Source organism: Pseudomonas batumici (assembly GCF_036585405.1).
In the GTDB taxonomy this organism is placed as follows: Bacteria; Pseudomonadota; Gammaproteobacteria; order Pseudomonadales; family Pseudomonadaceae; genus Aquipseudomonas; species Aquipseudomonas batumici.
Genome location: NZ_CP144470.1, coordinates 2511823 through 2530623, shown reverse-complemented (window position 1 = coordinate 2530623; position 18801 = coordinate 2511823). Strand labels below are relative to the sequence as shown.

19 protein-coding genes and 1 pseudogene are annotated in these 18801 nt (G+C 63.1%); 12 read left to right on the top strand and 8 right to left on the bottom strand.

Translation table 11 applies throughout. The features are described 5' to 3' along the window. The first annotated feature begins 141 nt into the window (after nt 1-141). Nucleotides 142-1038: a peptidoglycan DD-metalloendopeptidase family protein gene (locus tag NUH87_RS11445; RefSeq protein WP_338526797.1), complete on the top strand. Its 897-nt coding sequence runs from the start codon at nt 142-144 to the stop codon at nt 1036-1038. A gap of 185 nt (nt 1039-1223) precedes the next feature. Next, entirely contained in the window at nt 1224-2150 is a 927-nt protein-coding gene (gene rpoS / locus NUH87_RS11440) for an RNA polymerase sigma factor RpoS (protein ID WP_422393936.1), read from the top strand. Between the two features lie 135 nt (nt 2151-2285). On the opposite strand, the gene NUH87_RS11435 is transcribed toward rpoS, so the two are convergent. After that, on the bottom strand, nt 2286-2486 hold the full coding sequence (locus NUH87_RS11435) for an SEC-C metal-binding domain-containing protein (protein WP_040064798.1): 201 nt from the start codon (nt 2484-2486) through the stop codon (nt 2286-2288). Between the two features lie 7 nt (nt 2487-2493). Continuing rightward, nucleotides 2494-2973, bottom strand: a complete 480-nt coding sequence (locus NUH87_RS11430; protein ID WP_422393915.1) for an LEA type 2 family protein — start codon at nt 2971-2973, stop codon at nt 2494-2496. Nucleotides 2974-3107: 134 nt separating this feature from the next. Between NUH87_RS11430 and NUH87_RS11425 the strand changes: the two genes are divergently transcribed. Beyond that, nucleotides 3108-3611: a hypothetical protein gene (locus tag NUH87_RS11425; protein WP_040064800.1), complete on the top strand. Its 504-nt coding sequence runs from the start codon at nt 3108-3110 to the stop codon at nt 3609-3611. Here NUH87_RS11425 and NUH87_RS11420 read toward each other — a convergent pair. Further along, a complete protein-coding gene (locus NUH87_RS11420; protein ID WP_338526018.1) occupies nt 3604-4080 on the bottom strand; it encodes a YchJ family protein in 477 nt (158 codons plus the stop codon). The two genes, NUH87_RS11425 and NUH87_RS11420, sit on opposite strands and share 8 nt — an antisense overlap. A gap of 5 nt (nt 4081-4085) precedes the next feature. Then, nucleotides 4086-4583: a DUF6231 family protein gene (locus tag NUH87_RS11415; RefSeq protein ID WP_338526017.1), complete on the bottom strand. Its 498-nt coding sequence runs from the start codon at nt 4581-4583 to the stop codon at nt 4086-4088. A 109-nt stretch (nt 4584-4692) separates the two neighbouring features. Between NUH87_RS11415 and NUH87_RS11410 the strand changes: the two genes are divergently transcribed. Beyond that, on the top strand, nt 4693-4971 hold the full coding sequence (locus NUH87_RS11410; RefSeq protein ID WP_338526016.1) for a DUF1145 domain-containing protein: 279 nt from the start codon (nt 4693-4695) through the stop codon (nt 4969-4971). Next, nucleotides 4964-5722 carry a collagen-like protein gene (locus NUH87_RS11405; protein WP_338526015.1) on the top strand — a complete coding sequence of 253 codons (759 nt, stop codon included), beginning with the start codon at nt 4964-4966 and terminating at the stop codon, nt 5720-5722. The genes NUH87_RS11410 and NUH87_RS11405 overlap by 8 nt, the downstream gene beginning before the upstream one ends. A gap of 170 nt (nt 5723-5892) precedes the next feature. Here the strand turns inward: NUH87_RS11405 and NUH87_RS11400 are convergent, their stop codons facing one another. Next, nucleotides 5893-6357, bottom strand: a complete 465-nt coding sequence (locus tag NUH87_RS11400) for a CopD family protein (protein ID WP_338526014.1) — start codon at nt 6355-6357, stop codon at nt 5893-5895. Nucleotides 6358-6456: 99 nt separating this feature from the next. Between NUH87_RS11400 and dinG the strand changes: the two genes are divergently transcribed. From dinG to pdxH, 5 genes are all read left to right on the top strand, one after another. Next, nucleotides 6457-8601, top strand: coding sequence for an ATP-dependent DNA helicase DinG (dinG, locus tag NUH87_RS11395; protein ID WP_338526013.1), 2145 nt, complete (start codon nt 6457-6459; stop codon nt 8599-8601). A 97-nt stretch (nt 8602-8698) separates the two neighbouring features. Next, the gene (locus tag NUH87_RS11390; RefSeq protein WP_338526012.1) at nt 8699-11065 is read left to right on the top strand and encodes a beta-galactosidase; all 2367 of its coding nucleotides are present in this window, start codon (nt 8699-8701) and stop codon (nt 11063-11065) included. Between the two features lie 175 nt (nt 11066-11240). Then, nucleotides 11241-12386 carry a serine hydrolase domain-containing protein gene (locus tag NUH87_RS11385; protein ID WP_338526796.1) on the top strand — a complete coding sequence of 382 codons (1146 nt, stop codon included), beginning with the start codon at nt 11241-11243 and terminating at the stop codon, nt 12384-12386. Between the two features lie 112 nt (nt 12387-12498). Further along, nucleotides 12499-13467: an OmpA family protein gene (locus NUH87_RS11380; protein WP_338526011.1), complete on the top strand. Its 969-nt coding sequence runs from the start codon at nt 12499-12501 to the stop codon at nt 13465-13467. A 25-nt stretch (nt 13468-13492) separates the two neighbouring features. Further along, on the top strand, nt 13493-14140 hold the full coding sequence (gene pdxH / locus NUH87_RS11375) for a pyridoxamine 5'-phosphate oxidase (RefSeq protein ID WP_338526010.1): 648 nt from the start codon (nt 13493-13495) through the stop codon (nt 14138-14140). A gap of 83 nt (nt 14141-14223) precedes the next feature. Here the strand turns inward: pdxH and NUH87_RS11370 are convergent. After that, a pseudogene (locus NUH87_RS11370) lies at nt 14224-14457 on the bottom strand (hypothetical protein); the annotation flags it as partial. A 234-nt stretch (nt 14458-14691) separates the two neighbouring features. On the opposite strand from NUH87_RS11370, the gene NUH87_RS11365 reads away from it, so the two are divergent. Beyond that, nucleotides 14692-15156, top strand: coding sequence for a glycine zipper 2TM domain-containing protein (locus NUH87_RS11365; RefSeq protein WP_040064810.1), 465 nt, complete (start codon nt 14692-14694; stop codon nt 15154-15156). 108 nt (nt 15157-15264) lie between these two features. Here the strand turns inward: NUH87_RS11365 and nhaA are convergent, their stop codons facing one another. After that, the gene (nhaA, locus tag NUH87_RS11360) at nt 15265-16446 is read right to left on the bottom strand and encodes a Na+/H+ antiporter NhaA (RefSeq protein WP_338526009.1); all 1182 of its coding nucleotides are present in this window, start codon (nt 16444-16446) and stop codon (nt 15265-15267) included. A gap of 317 nt (nt 16447-16763) precedes the next feature. Here nhaA and NUH87_RS11355 point away from each other — a divergent pair, with 317 nt between their 5' ends. Continuing rightward, on the top strand, nt 16764-17861 hold the full coding sequence (locus NUH87_RS11355) for a PLP-dependent cysteine synthase family protein (protein WP_338526795.1): 1098 nt from the start codon (nt 16764-16766) through the stop codon (nt 17859-17861). Nucleotides 17862-17938: 77 nt separating this feature from the next. On the opposite strand, the gene NUH87_RS11350 is transcribed toward NUH87_RS11355, so the two are convergent. Beyond that, a complete protein-coding gene (locus NUH87_RS11350; RefSeq protein WP_338526008.1) occupies nt 17939-18709 on the bottom strand; it encodes an SDR family oxidoreductase in 771 nt (256 codons plus the stop codon). Between the last annotated feature and the right edge of the window lie 92 nt (nt 18710-18801).

The window sequence follows — 18801 nt, the reverse complement described above, 5'->3', positions numbered from 1 at the left end:
GCCACGGCACGAATGTTTAAAATGCCCGGCGTTTTGCGATTTGGCTTTGTTGTCCGTGAAATTCCAACAGCCAGTTATACTTACGCGACATTATCGCCTGTACAGGCACTCTTATTTCAGCCACCACAAAGGGAGCGGCGGGTGAGTCTCACAGTCATTCGGCAGCGTATGGGTAAAGCAAGCGTTCAGCGCCTGATGATCGGCCTTGCCCTCAGTGCTTTACTGGCTGGTTGCTCCAGTGCTCCAAAAGGCGGCGTGCGCGTCGTCGATCGTAACGGCAATAATACAACCGCCAGCGCGGCACCGCAGAAGCCGATGACCACCACCGGCCAGCATGTGGTCGCCCGTGGCGATACCTTGTTCTCGATTGCCTTCCGCTACGGTTGGGACTGGAAAGCCCTGGCCGCGCGCAACAATATTCCCGAGCCCTACACCATCCGCGTCGGTCAGGCGATTCGCTTCGACAGCCGTTCAAATTCAACGCCGGCGGCTGTCGCCTCGACCTCGTCCGCCTCCACGTCCACATCGGCGCCGACGGCTTCGCCCTCGGGTAAATTCACCATCACCCGGCGTCCGGCCAACTCACCGGCGGCCCCCTCGACGGCGTCACAACCCGCGGCCCAGACGGCTCCAGTGGAAACCCCGGCGGCGCCCGCCGGCCCCGCGCCGAAGGGCTGGGCGTGGCCTTCGAACGGGGTCCTGATTGGAAAATTTTCTTCAAACGGCAGTTTGAATAAAGGTATTGATATCGCCGGGGATTTGGGACAGCCTGTTTTAGCTGCGTCTGATGGGTCAGTGGTTTACGCCGGGAGTGGGTTACGGGGCTACGGCGAGCTGGTCATCATCAAACACAGCGATACCTACGTCAGTGCTTACGGCCACAACCGTAGGCTGTTGGTTCGGGAGGGGCAGCAGGTCAAGGTCGGACAGACAATTGCCGAAATGGGGTCAACTGGTACAGACCGGGTGAAACTGCATTTTGAGATTCGCCGCCAGGGGAAACCCGTAGACCCACTGCAATTCCTGCCGCGTCGTTGATCCGTTTTCCAGCCTGTTCTCCTGATGTAGCGGGAACAGGTTCCAGCGTTGCCAAGGATAAAGGCGTCGCTCGAGCTTGAGGTCGAACTCACCAAAGGACTATAACAATGGCTCTCAGCAAAGAAGCGCCGGGGTTTGACATCGATGATGAGGTGCTCCTTATGGACTCCGACATCGTCATGGATATGATGCCGGAGGACGACAGTTCTCCAGCCCCAGTTCGTGCCAAGACCAAAAATGCTGCTTCGCTCAAGCAGCATAAGTACATTGACTACACGCGGGCGCTGGATGCGACCCAGTTGTATCTCAATGAGATCGGTTTTTCCCCCTTGTTGTCCCCGGAAGAAGAAGTTCATTTTGCGCGCCTGTCGCAAAGTGGCGATCCCGCGGGCCGCAAGCGCATGATCGAAAGCAACCTGCGCCTGGTGGTGAAAATCGCCCGACGCTACGTCAATCGCGGTCTTTCCCTGCTGGACCTGATCGAAGAGGGCAACCTCGGCTTGATCCGGGCCGTCGAGAAATTCGACCCGGAACGTGGCTTTCGCTTCTCGACCTACGCCACCTGGTGGATACGCCAGACGATTGAACGGGCGATCATGAATCAGACCCGGACCATTCGCCTGCCGATTCATGTGGTCAAGGAATTGAACGTCTATCTGCGGGCGGCCCGGGAGCTGACCCAGAAGCTCGATCACGAACCTTCCCCGGAAGAAATCGCCAGCCTGCTGGAGAAACCGGTGGGTGAGGTCAAGCGCATGCTCGGCCTGAATGAGCGGGTGTCTTCGGTGGACGTGTCCCTGGGGCCGGACTCCGACAAGACGCTGCTCGATACCCTCACCGATGAACGGCCTACCGATCCCTGCGAGCTGCTTCAGGACGATGACCTGTCCCAGAGCATCGACCAGTGGCTGTCGGAATTGACCGACAAGCAGCGTGAGGTGGTGGTACGGCGCTTCGGCCTGCGCGGGCACGAGAGCAGTACCCTGGAGGATGTCGGTCTGGAGATCGGCCTGACCCGCGAGCGCGTTCGGCAGATCCAGGTCGAGGGCCTCAAGCGCCTGCGCGAGATTCTCGAGAAGAACGGCTTGTCCAGCGAAGCGCTGTTCCAGTAGCGCTTCATCCACCTGTGGGGGCTGGCTTGCCAGCGATGGCGTGCGCGCGAGCGACGCAAGGCTCAAGGGCCCCATCGCCGGCAAGCCGGCTCCCACAGGTTTCGCGTTCTCAATAAAAACGCATTCCTTCGGGCCTCAGGCCCCGTGGCACTTCTTGAACTTCTTGCTGCTGCCGCACGGGCAAGGATCGTTGCGACCCACGTCTTTCAGCGCGTTGCGTACCGGCTCCTGGTGAGCGTGACCGCAGTTCGGGCCGTGGACGTGGCCATGGTCGTGATCGTGGTGGTCATGATCATGGTTGCAATCAGGGCCGTGGACATGGGGTTGCTGGGTCATGCTGGTGTCACTCCGCAGTAATTTCGGCGGGAATTATCTCGCCTTTACGCTCCAGGTGCACGTCATGACTGAACAATAGTCCGGTTTCCAGCTCGCCTTCCAGTCGGTAGGGGATAGGCTCATGGGGATGCTTCAGGCGCTTGGTCAGGTCGCGCAGGTGTTCCCAGAGATTGGTCCTGGCCGGGATCACCAGGGACGCGTGGTTGTTGGCTTCCACGGTGAACCAGCCCTCGGACTCGCCTTCGCTCAGCAGCCAGCCGTCGAGGTAGAGGCGATAGTGCAGGCTGCGCACGGTCAGGCTGTCGTCGTTGGGGTTGTCGACGCGAAAGTGCAGGCGAAACTTCTGTTGCACCAAGCGGGCCTTGACCAGTTCGACGCGCACCAGGCGAACCTCGGGATCGCGGGCGCTCGTATCGAACCAGGACGCGCAGCCGGAAAGCGTCAACAGCACAAGCAGACCGAGCATGCCTAATGTTCGTGAATACATGGGGTTCCTCCCGCCGAGGCCCCAGCATAGCAAGCCTGTGACAGAAAAAGCTCATGGTTGTGGCGGTAAATCCACCTGGGTGATACTGCCGATCATTCGCGCAACGGATCAGCCTGGCGCACAGGAGTGGGGTCATGAGTCTTTACGAGATTGTCTTCAGTGGCGAGTCGCTGCCCGGGGCGCCGCTCGATCAGGTCCGGAACAACCTGGCCCGTCTGTTCCAGGCCGATGCCCAGCGTATCGAACTGCTGTTTTCCGGGCGGCGCCTGGTCCTCAAGAGCAATCTCGATGCCGCCGCCGCCGAAAAATATCGGGCCACGATCGAGCGGGCCGGGGCAGTGGTCGCGGTGGTCGAGATGGCCGTGGAGGAAATCGAGATGGCGCCGCCGCCCGTGGTGCCTGGCCGGGCCCGGGTGGTGCCGCGCGATGCCTATATGGCCGCGTTCAGCGAGGTCGATGCGCCGGACTTCGGGATCGCCGAGGTGGGCAGCGACATGCAGGACCCCAAGCCCGAGCCGGTCGTCGTGGCGTTGGATCTGTCGGCGTTCAGCGTGGCGCCGGTGGGCGCCGACATGGGACAACTGCCGGCTGCGCCCGTCGTCGCGCTACCCGATATTTCACACCTGAGCCTCAGTTGAGCAGGTAGCTGGCGCAGCACTTCTTGTATTTCTGCCCGCTGCCGCAAGGGCAGGCGTCATTGCGCCCGGCCTTGAGGGGCACGGTGGGGTCGATGAAATACCAGCGCCCGCCGGTTTGCACGAAGGACGACTTTTCCCGATGGCTGTGCTCGCCGCTGCCGTCGTGCCAGCGGGCGGTGAAGGTCACGAACGCATGTTCGGGCTGGCCGCCGAAGACTTCCGAACTTTCCACCTCCAAACCCAGCCAGGTGCTCTGTGCGCTCCATTCGCCGATGGCCTGGCGGTCCAGCCCGGGTTGTTGCACCGGCAGCGTGGTGCCCACCAGGTAGTCGACCAGTCCCAGCACATAGGCGCAGTAGCGCGAACGCATCAGGGCTTCGGCGCAGGGCGCGGGATGGCCCGCGTGATAATGGCCGCAGCAGGCCTCCAGCAGGTTGCCGCTACCGCAGGGACAGATGGATGTGCTCACGGGAATCACCACCAGTACTTACCGAAATTTTCCGGATTGGCCCAGAACTTGGCGTTCAGCCAGTCCGGCACCTGTTTGTATTCCTTCAAATCATAGGTGAACAACCTCAGTACCTGCCCGTCGCGGGTAAAGCGTTCGGCGCTTTGCATGGCCAGGGCGAAGAAGTCGCTGTCCTGCCAGCCGCTGGCGGCCATGTCCACCAGCACCGCCAGGCGGCTGGCATTGAGGTTGCGAATGCCGCCGAGCAATTGCCGGCCGTCACGCTTGGGCAGGTGCTCCAGGCAGTCGACCACCAGCGCCAGGTCGAAGCGTCGGGCGGCCAGGGCGTCGGGCAGGGCGCCGGGTTCGGCGAAGGCCACCTGGGTTTCGGGGTGCGCCGCCTGGAACGCCTCAAGTGCCGGAAAGCTGCCAGCCCCTACGAGCAGCAGGGTTTGCGGGGCGTAACGGTCCAGCAGGGCCGCCAGCGCTTGCTGGGGTGTGCGGGCGGAAGGGCTTTCTAGCATCGGGATTCCTCGGTCGGAACGGCAAAGACGGGCGAATTTTCAACGGCCACTGGCAAACTGTCCTGACTCGCCTTACTGTGCGCCAAAGAATAACTCATCAGGGGGGCGTATGAAGGTGCTTTGGGGGCTGGGCAAGGTGTTGACGCTGGTGTTCTGGCTGGTGGTGCTGGTCAACCTGGTGCATCCGCTGATCAATCCGTTCCGGGTTCTGGTGGATCTGGCGGGGAGCATGCTGTTGTTGACGCATCTGCTGGAGATCATGTTGTTCAACGGTAGCGTGCAGGACCGGGCCCATCCCTGGCGCGATCGGCTGCAGATCCTGGTGTTCGGCATGTTCCACCTGCAAGTCCTGCCTTTGCCCAATCGTGAGGAGCGCCAACATGCGTAGCCTGTGTCTGCTGGCTGCCTTGTGCAGCCCCCTGGCGTTTGCCCAGGCCGTGACCGTCGAAACCAATTCCATGCTGCGTTTGCCCGGCAATGCCCCGGTGCTGCAACTGGAACGCCTGGACGTTGCCGATTTCGGCACCTTGCTGGTTCCCGCCAGCGTGACGCAACTGAATATCGGCGAACTGCACCTGGGGCATGAGGCGCGTATTGCCATTGTGCCGAGCGAGCAGGCTTTCGCGCTCAAGGCTGGCCGTGCCGAGTTGGGCAGCGGCAGCCAGATCAGTGCGCGCGGGGCGCCGGGCACCTACCAGAAAGCCCCTTCGCCGGGACGTAATCTGGATCTGCGGATCGACGCGCTCAGCGGCTCCTTGTTGTCGGTGGATGCCCGGGGTGGTGCGGGCGTGCCGGGGTACGTCGGGCTCGATGGGGCGAATGGCGACGAGCCGGGATGTACCTGGGGCGCGGCCGGGCAGGGCGCGGACGGCGACAACGGCGGCGATGGTCATCCGGGAGCGCCGGGGGCGCAGGTTCGGCTGCAGTTGCCGCGCAATTACCCGGCGGCGCAGATCCAGGTGCTGGTCGATGGCGGTACGGGAGGTCTTGCCGGAGCGGCGGGGCGTCCGGGCGCGGGCGGCAAGGCCAAGGGCTGCTTCGTGTACCAGACCGAGGGTGGCAAGCCGGGTCGTCCGGGCTTGGCAGGCAAGCCGGGGCCGGCTGGACCGGCGGGTAGTGTGACCGTTCAGCGGCTGTAACACAGCACTTAAAACACCACGCCCCTTGTAGGAGCGAGCTTGCTCGCGATGGACGTCAACGATAACGCGGGAAGCCTGATGCCCCGCGGTGCCTGGACGATCATCGCGAGCAATCGAGCGTCGACCGGCTGCTCCTACAGTCGGTATTGCATTACACCAATAATCAGCATTCAAAAGCTCGGGCGTGCCGCCGCAATGGCCACCAGCACCAACCCGATCAGCAGATTGATCCCCACCAGCCGGCGAATCCGCCCCAGTGCTGCAGCACCCGCCGCCCAGTCCTGGGCCTCCACCGCCCGGCGCAAATCCGGCAATTGCAACGACTGGATACGAATAAACAGTGCAAGCATCACGATGTACAGGCCCATCATGACCTGCACATAACGCGGTGCGGTCTCGAAGCCGCTGAAGCGCAACTGGATCATCCCCACGCCGCTGATCGGCAGGAGCACCACCGCGACCCAGACCCAGACGAAGAACCGCTGGAATACCTGGACCCACAGCTTCAGCCGGGCTGGCCCCTCCAGCGCGGCCATGGCCGCCGGGCGCAGGATCATCCAGGCGAAGAACATACCACCGACCCAGACCAGTGCGGCCAGGACATGCAAGCTGTAGACGAGGGCAAAAGCGGTCATTCAGGTACTCCGTGCGGCACGCGAGGATTTGGCGGGGTATGATAGCCGTCTATTCGAACCACTGAAAATTTATCCAGCGTTTCTTGCGCCCGAAGACTCATGATCAGCACCGAACTCAAAACCACGATCCAGGGCGCCTATTCGCGTTTTCTCGAAGCCAAGGGCCTCAAGCCGCGTTACGGCCAGCGCCTGATGATCGCCGAAGTGGCCAAGGTCCTCGGCGATATCGACACCGATGACGAAGGCCGGCGCAGCGGCGACCCGGCCGTGGTCGCGGTGGAAGCCGGCACCGGTACCGGCAAGACCGTGGCCTACAGCCTGGCGGCGATTCCCACCGCCAAGGCCGCCGGCAAGCGCCTGGTGATTGCCACCGCCACCGTCGCGCTGCAGGAGCAGATCGTCTACAAGGACCTGCCCGACCTGATGCGCAACAGCGGGTTGAACTTCAGCTTCGCCCTGGCCAAGGGGCGCGGGCGCTACCTGTGCCTGTCCAAGCTCGACATGCTGTTGCAGGAAGGCCACGCGCAGACCGCCACCGCCCAGTTGTTCGAAGAGGAAGGTTTTCGCATCGAGGTCGACGAGGCCAGCCAGAAGCTGTTCACCAGCATGATCGAGAAGCTGGCCGGGAATCGATGGGACGGCGACCGTGACAGTTGGCCCAGCGCCCTGGAAGACGCCGATTGGGCGCGGCTGACCACCGATCACAGCCAGTGCACCAACCGCCATTGTCCGAACTTCGGTCAGTGCGCCTTCTACAAGGCCCGCGAAGGCATGGGCAAGGTCGATGTGATCGTCACCAACCATGACATGGTTCTCGCCGACCTGGCCCTGGGCGGTGGCGCGGTGCTTCCCGACCCGCGCGACACCCTGTACGTGTTCGACGAAGGCCACCACCTGCCGGACAAGGCCATCGGCCACTTCGCCCACTACACGCGACTGCGTTCCACCGCCGACTGGCTGGAGCAGACCGCCAAGAACCTGACCAAACTGCTGGCCCAGCATCCGCTGCCCGGCGACCTGGGCAAGCTGATCGAGCAGGTGCCGGAACTGGCGCGGGAGATCAAGACCCACCAGCAGTTCATGTTCAGCGCCTGTGAACAACTGGCCGATTTCAAGACCGGCGAGGACACCGAGGGCCGCGAGCGGCCACGCCATCGCTTCGTCGGTGGGGTGATTCCGGAACATATCCGTGAGATGGGCATCGAGCTGAAGAAAGGCTTCGCCCGCCTCAACGATCTCTTTACCCGCCTGACCGAGTTGCTCAAGGAGGGCATGGACGGCGAGGTCAATATCGGTATCGCCAGTCACCAGGCCGAGGAGTGGTACCCGCTGTTCGGCAGCCTGCTGTCCCGGGCCCAGGGCAACTGGGAGCTGTGGACCGCCTTTACCGCCGAAGACCCGGAAGACAATCCGCCCATGGCCCGCTGGCTGAGCCTGGCCGAGAGCGGCGCGCTGTTCGACATCGAGGTCAACGCCAGCCCGATCCTGGCCGCGGAAATGCTCCGGCGCAACCTGTGGAACGTGGCCCATGGCGCCCTGGTGACGTCGGCGACCCTGACGGCGCTGGGCACCTTCGAGCGCTTCCGCATGCGTGCCGGCCTGCCGAAGAAGGCCGTGACGGCAGTAGTGCCCAGCCCCTTCCATCATGCCGATGCCGGCGTGCTGCGGGTGCCGGATCTCAACGCCGATCCCCGCGACGCCATGGCCCATACCGCGGCGATCATTCGCGACCTGCCGGAGCTGGTGGAAGGTTCCAAGGGCACCCTGGTGCTGTTCTCCTCGCGCAAGCAGATGCAGGACGTGTTCGACGGCCTGGATCGCGACTGGCGCAAGCAGGTGTTCATCCAGGGCAACCTGTCGAAGCAGGAGACCCTCAACAAGCACAAGGCCCGGGTCGACGGCGGTGACTCCAGCGTGCTGTTCGGCCTGGCCAGCTTCGCCGAAGGGGTGGACTTGCCCGGTGCCTACTGTGAACACGTGGTGATCGCCAAGATTCCCTTCTCAGTCCCGGACGATCCGGTCGAGGCGGCGCTGGCCGAGTGGATCGAGGCCCGGGGTGGCAATCCGTTCATGGAAATCTCCGTGCCGGACGCCTCCCTCAAGCTGGTCCAGGCCTGCGGTCGCCTGCTGCGTACCGAGGCGGACCGGGGCATCATCACCTTGCTCGATCGGCGTTTGATCACCCAACGCTACGGGAAAGCTATCCTCAATGCCTTGCCGCCGTTCCGGCGGGAAATTTCTTAATGTGATGTAGGCTAAATTACCAATTTCGTTGTCTACGGATGGCGCCCTTTGGCGCCACGCTGGCCTTCGACTGGCCGTAAGGGAGAGTTTGATTCATATGATTGGCCGTACGCTGCCCGCCGTTTTCGCCTTGTTGTTCGCTGCGCCGCTATGGGCTGCGCCGGCGGGGCAACAGACGTTGTTCAACTTCGTTCGTCCCGCCGACGTGGTGCAGGTGGCAACCGTGGATGCCAGCCTGCCGCAATACAACGCGGAGCAGACGGCTGAAGGCGAAGTGCTGCGGCGGATCACCTTCAATCCGGCAGCGCGCCCGAGCCTGCGCCTCACGCCCCAGACCGGGGCCTGGGACTGGTCACAGGCGGGTGCCATGAGCCTGCGGATCCAGAGTGCGATGGATTGGGCGCTGACCCTCGATGTGACGATCCAGAGCAGTGACGGCAAGACCCTCACCAGCCGCGTGGCTCTGCCGGCCGGCCCCGCCCAGACCTTGCTGGTGCCCCTGCAGGCCAGTTCGCCGTTGAGCCAGGGCATGCGCGCCGGTCCACCGATGCCGATGACCGTTGATGGCCAGCGGGTGTTGCTGGCCAGCAGCCAGGGCGCACTGGACCGCCAGCAGGTGGTGTCCGTGACCCTGTCGATGGACGCGCCCAAGGTCGCCCAGAACATCCTGCTGGAACGTTTCGGCGTGCAGGCCGGCGACGATGTGACCAAGGCCGTCTATGGCGCGCTGGTGGATGGCTACGGCCAGTCGACCCGGGCCAGATGGCCGGAAAAAGTCAGCAGTGACGATCAGCTCAAGGCCGCGGCGAGCAAGGAAAGCCAGCAACTGAAAACCTGGCTGGCCGAACGCGAGCACAGTGCCCGGGACAAGTTCGGCGGTTCGCTCAAGGGGCCACTGTTCGAGGCCTCGGGCTTCTTCCGGACCGAAAAGCGCGACGGTCGCTGGTATCTGGTGACGCCGGAAGGGCATCCATTCTATTCCCTGGGCGTGAATACCGTGACCGCCCACGACCAGCCGACCTATGTCGAAGGTCGTGAAGAGATGTTCAGTGACCTGCCCAAGGAGGGTGAACCGCTGGCCGCCTACTACGGCAAGGCCGACAACAGCATCGCCACCGGGGCCTCCCAGGGGCGGGCCTTCAAGTCCGGACGCTGGTTCGATTTCTATGGCGCCAACCTGCAACGGACCTATGGCTCGCCGTGTGTCGCGGCGGAGTCGGAGCAGCCCAAGGTGCCGTGCGCCCCGGGCCTGGACGCGCAGCGCTGGCAGAAACACACCCTGGACCGCCTGCAGGCCTGGGGTTTCAACACGGTCGGCAACTGGAGCGATCCGGCCCTGGGCCTGAACGACCGTGTGCCTTACACCTTGCCGCTGTCCATCGTCGGCGATTACGCCAGTATCAGCACTGGCGGCGACTGGTGGGGCGGCATGCCCGACCCGTTCGATCCGCGTTTTGCCATGGCTACCGAACGCGCGGTGGCGATTGCCACCCGCGACCATCGCGACGATCCCTGGCTGGTGGGCTATTTTGCCGACAACGAACTGGCCTGGGCCGCCCATGGCGATGATCCGAAGTCCCGTTACGCCCTGGCCTACGGCACCTTGCGCATGACCACCGACGTACCGGCCAAGCGTGCCTTCCTCAAGCAGTTGCGTGACAAGTACCGCAACCAGCAGGGCCTGTCCAAGGCCTGGGGCGTGGAGATTCCCACCTGGGAGCAGATGGAGGACCCGGGCTTCGAGGCGCCGCTGCCGGATCCCGCGCACCCGCAGATCGAGGCGGACCTGAAGTATTTCCAGAAAGTGTTTGCCGATACCTACTTCAAGACCATTTCCGACTCGCTGAAATGGCATGCGCCGAACCACCTGTTGCTTGGCGGTCGTTTTGCCATCAGCACCCCTGAGGCCGTGGCTTCCTGTGCCCAGTACTGCGATGTGTTGAGTTTCAACTTCTACACCCTCAAGCCCCAGGACGGTTACGACTTCGATCAGTTGGAGGCGTTGAACAAGCCGGTGCTGATCACTGAATTCAACTTCGGCTCCAGGGACCGCGGTCCGTTCTGGGGCGGGGTAACGGAACTGGCCCGGGAAGAAGATCGTGGCCCGGCCTATGCGGCGTTCCTCAAGCAGGCGGTGGCCGAGCCGTCGGTCGTCGGTGTGCACTGGTTCCAGTACCTCGACCAGCCGGTGACCGGTCGTCTGCTGGACGGCGAAAACGGTCATTTCGGTCTGGTGGGCATTACCGATGTGCCGTTCCAGGGCTTTGTCGAGAGCGTGCGCAAAAGCAATCTGCAGGCCCTTGCGCTGCTCGACAAGGAAGCCGAGAAAGCCAAGGTGGAAGCGCAGCAGAAAGCCGCCAAGGGCATCGACCAGGAAGAAGACAGTGGCGCCAAGGGGCGCTCGGGCAGTGCGGGCGGGGAAGAGGCCGGCCATCCCGGCGGCCATTCCGGCAACGGCCAATGATCGGCTGTTCCTGCACAGGGGGCGAGGTGTTTTCGGTGGATCATTCCAATTCGTGCAACGTCTGACAGTTCTTGCAAGGCGTTACGAATTGTCTGATCCACGTCTGTTCCCAAACCCATCAATCGCTGGAACAATGCAGGCCATTTTGTAAGGTGTTGCGGTGGGAGATTCACGGGTGCAGATTCAGGGTCATTTCGAGCTTCAATTCGAAGCGGTGCGCGAAGCCTTCGCGGCCCTTTTCGACGATCCCCAGGAGCGCGGTGCCGCGCTCTGTATCCAGATCGGCGGCGAAACCGTAGTCGATCTCTGGGCCGGCACCGCCGACAAGGACGGGGCCGAGGCCTGGCACAGCGACACCATTGCCAACCTGTTTTCCTGCACCAAGACCTTTACTGCCGTCACTGCGCTGCAATTGGTGGCCGAGGGTAAGCTGCAGCTGGATGTCCCGGTTGCCCACTATTGGCCCGAATTCGCGGCCGCCGGCAAGGCCGGCGTCACCCTGCGCCAACTGCTCTGCCATCAGGCCGGGCTGCCCGCCCTGCGCCAGTTGCTGCCCCCCGAGGCGCTGTACAACTGGCAGACCATGGTTGACGCCCTGGCGGCCGAAGCACCTTGGTGGACGCCCGGCGAGGGCCATGGCTACGCCGCGATCACCTATGGCTGGCTGGTGGGCGAGTTGCTGCGGCGTGCCGACGGTCGCGGGCCGGGTGAGTCCATCGTGGCGCGGATTGCCAAGCCGCTGGGCCTGGACTTCCATGTCGGCCTGGCGGACGCAGAGTTCCATCGCGTGGCGCATATCGCCCGGGGCAAGGGCAATGTCGGCGACGCGGCGGCCCAGCGCCTGCTGCAGGTGACGATGCGCGAGCCCGAGGCGATGAGCACCCGGGCTTTCACCAATCCACCGTCGATCATGACCAGCACCAACAAGCCGGAGTGGCGACGCATGCAGCAGCCGGCCGCCAACGGCCATGGCAACGCGCGCAGCCTGGCGGGGTTCTACAGTGGGCTGCTCGACGGCCGTCTGCTGGAGGCCGACATGCTGGATGAACTGACGCGCCAGCACAGCCTGGGCATGGACAAGACCCTGCTGACCCAGACCCGTTTCGGCCTGGGCTGCATGCTCGATCAGCCGGACGTGGCCAACGCCACCTTCGGCCTGGGCGCAAAAGCCTTCGGTCACCCGGGGGCCGGTGGCTCCGTCGGTTTTGCCGACCCCGAGCACGATGTCGCCTTCGGGTTCGTGACCAATACCCTCGGTCCTTATGTCCTGATGGACCCGCGGGCACAGAAGCTGGTGCGGATTCTAGCCGCCTGTCTGTAGAATGCCCGCATAAAGTCATAGGCCGGAACCCTGTGACTTTTTTGCTTTCTATTACACTGTTCCATAGGGCCTGACGGCCCTTGTTTCTCTATCTCATTTTGTGGATCTCCCCATGTCATCGAACAAGTCTCTCGCCCTGGCCATCTGTCTGATTGTGACCGGTTGCGCGCAAACTCCACAAAGTGCGGACAAACCCGTGCCACTGGCCACGGCGGTTGCCGCCGCGACGACTCCGGCGCCACAGGCGGATTCCGCCACCCATTGGTGGTGGCCGTTCGGCAGCTCGGACAACAAGGCCGACGGCAAGCAAACTACCCAGCCGCCGGTCAAGGCCGTGCCAATGCCCGACCCGAAAATCACCCAGGCCTGGCTCGACGATTACGAGCCGCGCCTGCGTACCGCGATCCAGAACTCTTCCCTGAAGCTGGAACGGCGTGAAAACGTGCTGGTGGTCATTGCCCCGGTAGACGGTTTCTACAATCCCAAGCGTCCGGAGCTGTTGCTGCCGGCCACCCTCGGTCCCTTCACCCGCATCGCCAAGACTGTCGAGGGTGACCCCAAGACCGCCGTGGTGATCCTGGGGCATGGCGACAACAGCTCCAGCGCCGAATCGACCAAGGCCCTGAGCCAGCAACAGGCCCAGTCCGTGGCGGCGATTTTCGGCCTCAGCGGCCTGCATCGTGATCGCCTGATGCTGCGTGGCATGGGCTCGGACATGCCGCGTGCCGCCAATGACAGCAGTGACGGTCGCGCGTTGAACCGTCGCGTGGAAATCATCCTGACCCCGCAGAACACCATGGTTGCGCTGCTGAGCAAATACAGCATTCCGGTTCCACCTCCGGCGCCGGTCACCCAGGTAGCGGCTGCGGATGCCAAGCCGGCAGCTGCCACGGCGCCTGCGGCGAAGAAAGCCGCGGCATCGACCAAGAAGGGCAAGGGCAAGGCCGCGGCCAAGAAAGCTCCGGTCCACAAGAAAGCGCCGGTCAAGAAAGCGGCGGCAACCAAGGCCGCGGCGGACAAGGACAAGGCAGCTGCGCCGGCGAAGAAAGACGCCGGCACCGACAGCTCGACCAAGAACTGACCTGACGATCGAGAAGGAACGCGTCATGACTCACGCCCTGGCGGATATGCGCCGCGACTACACCCGTGACGGTCTCACCGAGGCCCTGGCCCCGGCCGAGCCGTTCGCGTTGTTCCATCAGTGGTTCGCCGAGGCGGTGAAGACCGAGCAGGTGCCCGTCGAGGCCAATGCCATGACCCTGGCGACGGTGGACGAGGAAGGGCGCCCGCATTGCCGCATCCTGTTGCTCAAGGGGCTGGACGAGTCGGGGTTTACCTTCTTCACCAACTACGACAGCGACAAGGGCCGGCAACTGGCGGCCCGCCCATTTGCGGCGATGACCTTCTTCTGGCCGACCCTGGAGCGCCAGGTGCGGATCGAGGGGCGGGTGGTCAAGGTCTCGGCACAAGAGTCGGATGCTTACTTCAAGGTGCGTCCGCTGGGCAGCCGGCTGGGGGCCTGGGCCTCGCCGCAGAGTCAGGTGATTGCCGGCCGGGAGGAACTCGAGGGTTTGCTCAAGAACACCGAAGCGCGCTTCAGCGATACGCAGCCCCATTGCCCCGAGCATTGGGGTGGTTATCGTCTGCTGCCGGAGCGCATCGAGTTCTGGCAAGGTCGCGCCAGCCGCCTGCATGACCGCCTCGACTACCGTCTGGAAGAGGCGGGCTGGACACGTCGGCGCCTCGCACCTTAGTGGCGCGAGCCGTTCGCGGTTTGATCAGGCGGCGTTGCAAGAGCGTTCGCCTGATCCCTCCCTGGCAAATCCTTGTCCAGGCCCTGATCCGGATAACCTGCAGCCGCGGCCTCAAGCCATTGCTGCAAGTCCCGGCGCTTGACGTGTCGCGACCTGGCCGCAGCCAGGCATTCGAGCATGAACTTTTTGTGTAATTCGTTGTCTCCCGCTAGCGATAACGCCAGATCGCGGTCCATCCAACGTCTGATCCTGATATACAGCCAGCCGTGGAAATACAGTCCGGCTGCCGTAGCGATTGCGATGATGAAGTAGTCCATGTCGTTGGTTCTTGGCCGGTTGCGGTGGTTGTCGTAGCGATTCAGTTGTCGCTGATTGTTTCAACTGCTGGGCAGCCCGGGCAGGCGGATCGAAATCGCGCTACCCTATATCCCCGCTCATTTGGGCACCGTGGCTGTACGGGTGCTGAATGAAAACCATTTTATCCGTGCGCTGCCGTGACAGGGATCAAGCTGCGGAGTTTAATTAAAGTCATATCCTATGGAGTTGATCCTATGCGTAAGTCTGTTTTGTTGATTGCTTCCTTCTCCACGATGGCCATGCTGTTGGGTGGTTGCGCCAGCAGCCTGACGGGCGATTCCTATTCCCGTGACGAAGCGCGTCGCGTCCAGACCATCCGCATGGGCACCATCGAGTCGCTGCGTCCGGTGAAAATCGAAGGTACCAACTCGCCAATCGGTGCCGGTGCCGGTGCAATTATCGGTGGCGTCGGCGGCAGCGCGATCGGCGGTGGCCGTGGCAGTATCGTGACCGCGGTGGCCGGTGCGGTGGCCGGTGGCGTGCTGGGTAACATGGCTGAAAAAGGCCTGACCAGCGCCCAGGGTGTTGAAATCACCGTTCGTGAAGATGACGGCAGCATGCGTGCCTATGTTCAAGAAGTGCAGCCGAACGAAATCTTCCGGGTTGGCGAGCGCGTGCGTATCGCCACCGTTGGCGGCACCAGCCGCGTGACCCACTGATTTCACTCTCCGCTGTCAAAAGAAAACCCCGGCCAGGGAACTGGTCGGGGTTTTCTTTTTTTGCGTTGCTGGCCTGGAGGTCGCTACGAACCTTGTAGCAACCGGCCTTCAGGTCGTGCTGGATTTGCGACTGGCCGCCGCCGTCACGGCATAGCCGATCAGTGCCGCCAGGATCGAGCCGGTGAGGATGCCCATGCGGTCCATGCCCGCGTAGTCGCTGCTGCCCGGAATAAAGGCCAGGGAGCCGACGAACAGGCTCATGGTGAAACCTATCCCGCACAGGATCGCCACGCCGAACAGTTGCCCCCAGTTGGCCCCGTTCGGCAGCGCCGCCAGACCGGCCTTGACCGCCAGCCAGGTCAGGCCGAAGACACCGACCGTCTTGCCGATCAGCAGGCCCGCGGCGATGCCCATCGGCACGTGATGGGTAAAGCTTTCCAACTGCACACCGGCCAGGGAGACGCCGGCATTGGCAAAGGCGAACAGCGGCAGGATGCCGAACGCCACCCACGGATGCAGCGCATGCTCCAGGCTCAGCAGCGGCGAGCTTTCGGCGTTGCGGGTGCGCAACGGGATGCAGAACGCCAGGGCCACGCCGGCCAGCGTGGCGTGCACACCGCTCTTGAGCACGCAGACCCAGAGAATCAGGCCGATCACCAGATAGGGCCCGAGCTTGACCACGCCCAGGCGATTCATCGCGATCAGTGCCACCAGGCAGGCCCCCGCCAGCATCAGCGACAGCGTCGACAGTTCATGGGAGTAGAAGATCGCGATGACGATGATCGCGCCCAGGTCATCGATGATCGCCAGGGTCATCAGGAACAGTTTCAGCGACACCGGCACACGCTTGCCGAGCAAGGCCAGTACCCCGAGGGCGAAGGCGATGTCGGTGGCCATGGGAATCGCCCAGCCGCCGAGGGCTGCCGGATTGTCACGGTTCAGGAACCAGTAGATCAGCGCCGGTACCACCATGCCGCCGATGGCCGCCGCGCCCGGCAGCACGACCTGGGACGGCTTGGACAGGTGACCTTCGAGGAGCTCGCGCTTGACCTCCAGGCCGATCAGCAGGAAGAACAGTGCCATCAGGCCGTCGTTGATCCACAGCAGCAAGGGCTTGGCGATTTTCAGGGCGCCGACCTGAGCCACCACCGGCACATCCAGCAGGCCGCCGTAGAGGTGCGACAGCGGCGAGTTGTTGATGATCAGGGCCAGGGCTGCAGCGGCAATCAATAGCAGACCGCTGGCAGCTTCCAACTGAAAGAAACGGGTGAAAGTGCTACGCAGAGGCAAGGTCGCTCTCCATCGGTGAATGCAAAAGGTAGGACACCCTAACCCGTACTGTTAGTTGTTAAAACAAAAATTATATTCTTTTTTGTTATAAGTGGGTGCTTGAGGGGTGGATGGCAAAGAGCCTAGCAGTTATGTGTCTAAATGCGTCTTCACTGTATCTGTGCGCTACGTAGGAAACTTCCTATAGTGAGGGGATGACCGCGGTGGGGCCTGTCAGAGACCCGATCTTTCTTTATCCTCCAACGGTTTGGCCATGGGCCAGTGGCGCAGCCAGCCGTCAGTGTTTTCGAGCACATCCGTTCCAAGACGAGTAATCCATCATGATCGACAACCGACAGTGGGCCCGGGAAGCTATCCGGATCATTGAAGCCGACTTCCAGCGCAGTGCCGATACCCACTTGATCCCGTTGCCGCTGCCGGGTCTGCCGGGCATCGAGCTGTACTTCAAGGACGAATCCAGCCATCCGACCGGCAGCCTGAAGCACCGTCTGGCGCGTTCGCTGTTCCTCTATGCACTGTGTAATGGCTGGTTGCATCCGGGAGCGCCGGTGATCGAGGCGTCCAGCGGCTCGACGGCGATTTCCGAAGCCTACTTCGCGCGCCTGCTGGGCTTGCCCTTTATCGCGGTGATGCCGGCCACCACCTCCCAGGAAAAGATCGCGCAGATCGCCTTCTACGGCGGCAAGAGCCACCTGGTGCAGGATCCGACGCAGATCTATGCCGAGTCCGAGCGCCTGGCCCGGGAGAGCGGCGGTCATTTCATGGACCAGTTCACCTATGCCGAGCGGGCCACGGACTGGCGGGCGAACAACAACATCGCCGAGTCGATTTTCCAGCAACTGCGTTTCGAGCGTCACCCGGAACCGAGCTGGTTGATTTCCAGTCCCGGTACCGGCGGGACCACGGCGACCCTCGGTCGCTATGTGCGTTATCGCCAGCATTGCACCCGGGTGTTGTGCGCCGATGCCGAGCGTTCGGTGTTCTTCGATTTCTACCAGACCGGCGATGCCGGGCTGCGCCTGGACTGCGGTTCGCGGATCGAAGGGATCGGGCGTCCGCGGGTCGAGGCGTCGTTCCTGCCCACGGTGATCGATGCCATGGTCAAGGTGCCGGATGCCTTGTCCCTGGCGGCCATGCACTACCTGGCGCAGCACCTGGGGCGTCGGGTCGGGGGTTCCAGCGGTACCAACCTGATCGGCGCGTTGATGGCGGCGCGGCAGATGGTCCAGGCGGGGGAGAGCGGTTCGATCGTGGCGATCCTGTGCGATGGCGGCGAGCGTTACGCCACCACCTACTACGATCCGCAATGGCTGGCGGCGCAGGGGTATGAGCTGGACGAGCTGATCGAGACCGTGGCGGCCTGTGTCGAGCGCGGCGAGGCGCTGCCCGAGAGCGTGCTGCGGGCCGGGATCTGATTCAAGCGGTCTTCCTGGAGAACTGACATTTGTGGCGAGCCCACTCGCCACAAGTTAGCCCTCGGCAGTTCCTATAGTTACAAGCTGAACCCACCATCCAGCGGGATGATATTCCCCGTCATGTAAGCCCCGGCGGTACTCGCCAAACTGATCGCCAGCGCCGCCATTTCCTCCTCGCGCCCCCAGCGCTGCATGGGAATCAAGGCCGTATCCTCGGCCAGCGCCTGCTCGTCGTTGCCGATGTGCTGGGTCATCTTGCTCGGGAAACGCCCCGGTGCGATGACATTGACGTTGATGTGCTGGCTGACCAGTTCCCGCGCCAGGATCCGTGACAACTGATGCAGGGCGGCCTTGCTCGGGCCGTAGGCATAGGCCTCTTCGCCGAATGACGAAATCCCCGCCACCGAACCGATATTGATGATCCTGGCCGGGTTCGCCGCCGAACCGGCCTTGCGCAGCAACGGCAGGAACTGCTGGATGCAGTTGAAGACCGAGGTCACGTTCAGTTGCATGACCTTCTCCCAGCCTTTCACCGGATAGCTTTCCAGCGGGGCACCCCAGGTGGTGCCGGCGTTGTTGACCAGGATATCCAGCCGATCGATCTGCTCACCCAGGCGTGTCGCCAAGGCCTGCACGCCTTCCTCTGTCGCCAGGTTGGCGGCCAGGGCCTGGCAATGGCCCAGGGCGCCGAGTTCCTCGGCGGTCTGCTGGCAGGCCTGGACATCCCGGGCACAGACGTAGACCTGGGCACCGGCCTCGACAAAGGCCTTGGCGATCATCTTGCCGATACCGCGGGTACCGCCGGTCACCAGCGCGGTGCGGCCTTGCAGGGAGAAGTAAGGGTGCATGGCGAATCCTGAGTGCTAAAGGTGTCCATACCCTAGCCGCCAGGTGTCAAAAGCGGAGCCACTATTGGGCGGCGCAATGATGCGCCATGCAC

Bases quoted from the DNA above. Each gene is read 5' to 3' on its own strand.
- NUH87_RS11380 (WP_338526011.1), top strand. From the start codon at position 12,499: ATGTCATCGAACAAGTCTCTCGCCCTGGCCATCTGTCTGATTGTGACC.
- NUH87_RS11410 (WP_338526016.1), top strand. From the start codon at position 4,693: ATGAAGGTGCTTTGGGGGCTGGGCAAGGTGTTGACGCTGGTGTTCTGG.
- dinG (WP_338526013.1), top strand. From the start codon at position 6,457: ATGATCAGCACCGAACTCAAAACCACGATCCAGGGCGCCTATTCGCGT.
- NUH87_RS11365 (WP_040064810.1), top strand. From the start codon at position 14,692: ATGCGTAAGTCTGTTTTGTTGATTGCTTCCTTCTCCACGATGGCCATG.
- NUH87_RS11430 (WP_422393915.1), bottom strand. From the start codon at position 2,973: ATGTATTCACGAACATTAGGCATGCTCGGTCTGCTTGTGCTGTTGACG.
- NUH87_RS11350 (WP_338526008.1), bottom strand. From the start codon at position 18,709: ATGCACCCTTACTTCTCCCTGCAAGGCCGCACCGCGCTGGTGACCGGC.
- rpoS (WP_422393936.1), top strand. From the start codon at position 1,224: ATGATGCCGGAGGACGACAGTTCTCCAGCCCCAGTTCGTGCCAAGACC.
- NUH87_RS11425 (WP_040064800.1), top strand. From the start codon at position 3,108: ATGAGTCTTTACGAGATTGTCTTCAGTGGCGAGTCGCTGCCCGGGGCG.
- NUH87_RS11435 (WP_040064798.1), bottom strand. From the start codon at position 2,486: ATGACCCAGCAACCCCATGTCCACGGCCCTGATTGCAACCATGATCAT.
- NUH87_RS11415 (WP_338526017.1), bottom strand. From the start codon at position 4,583: ATGCTAGAAAGCCCTTCCGCCCGCACACCCCAGCAAGCGCTGGCGGCC.
- NUH87_RS11405 (WP_338526015.1), top strand. From the start codon at position 4,964: ATGCGTAGCCTGTGTCTGCTGGCTGCCTTGTGCAGCCCCCTGGCGTTT.
- NUH87_RS11390 (WP_338526012.1), top strand. From the start codon at position 8,699: ATGATTGGCCGTACGCTGCCCGCCGTTTTCGCCTTGTTGTTCGCTGCG.
- NUH87_RS11400 (WP_338526014.1), bottom strand. From the start codon at position 6,357: ATGACCGCTTTTGCCCTCGTCTACAGCTTGCATGTCCTGGCCGCACTG.
- pdxH (WP_338526010.1), top strand. From the start codon at position 13,493: ATGACTCACGCCCTGGCGGATATGCGCCGCGACTACACCCGTGACGGT.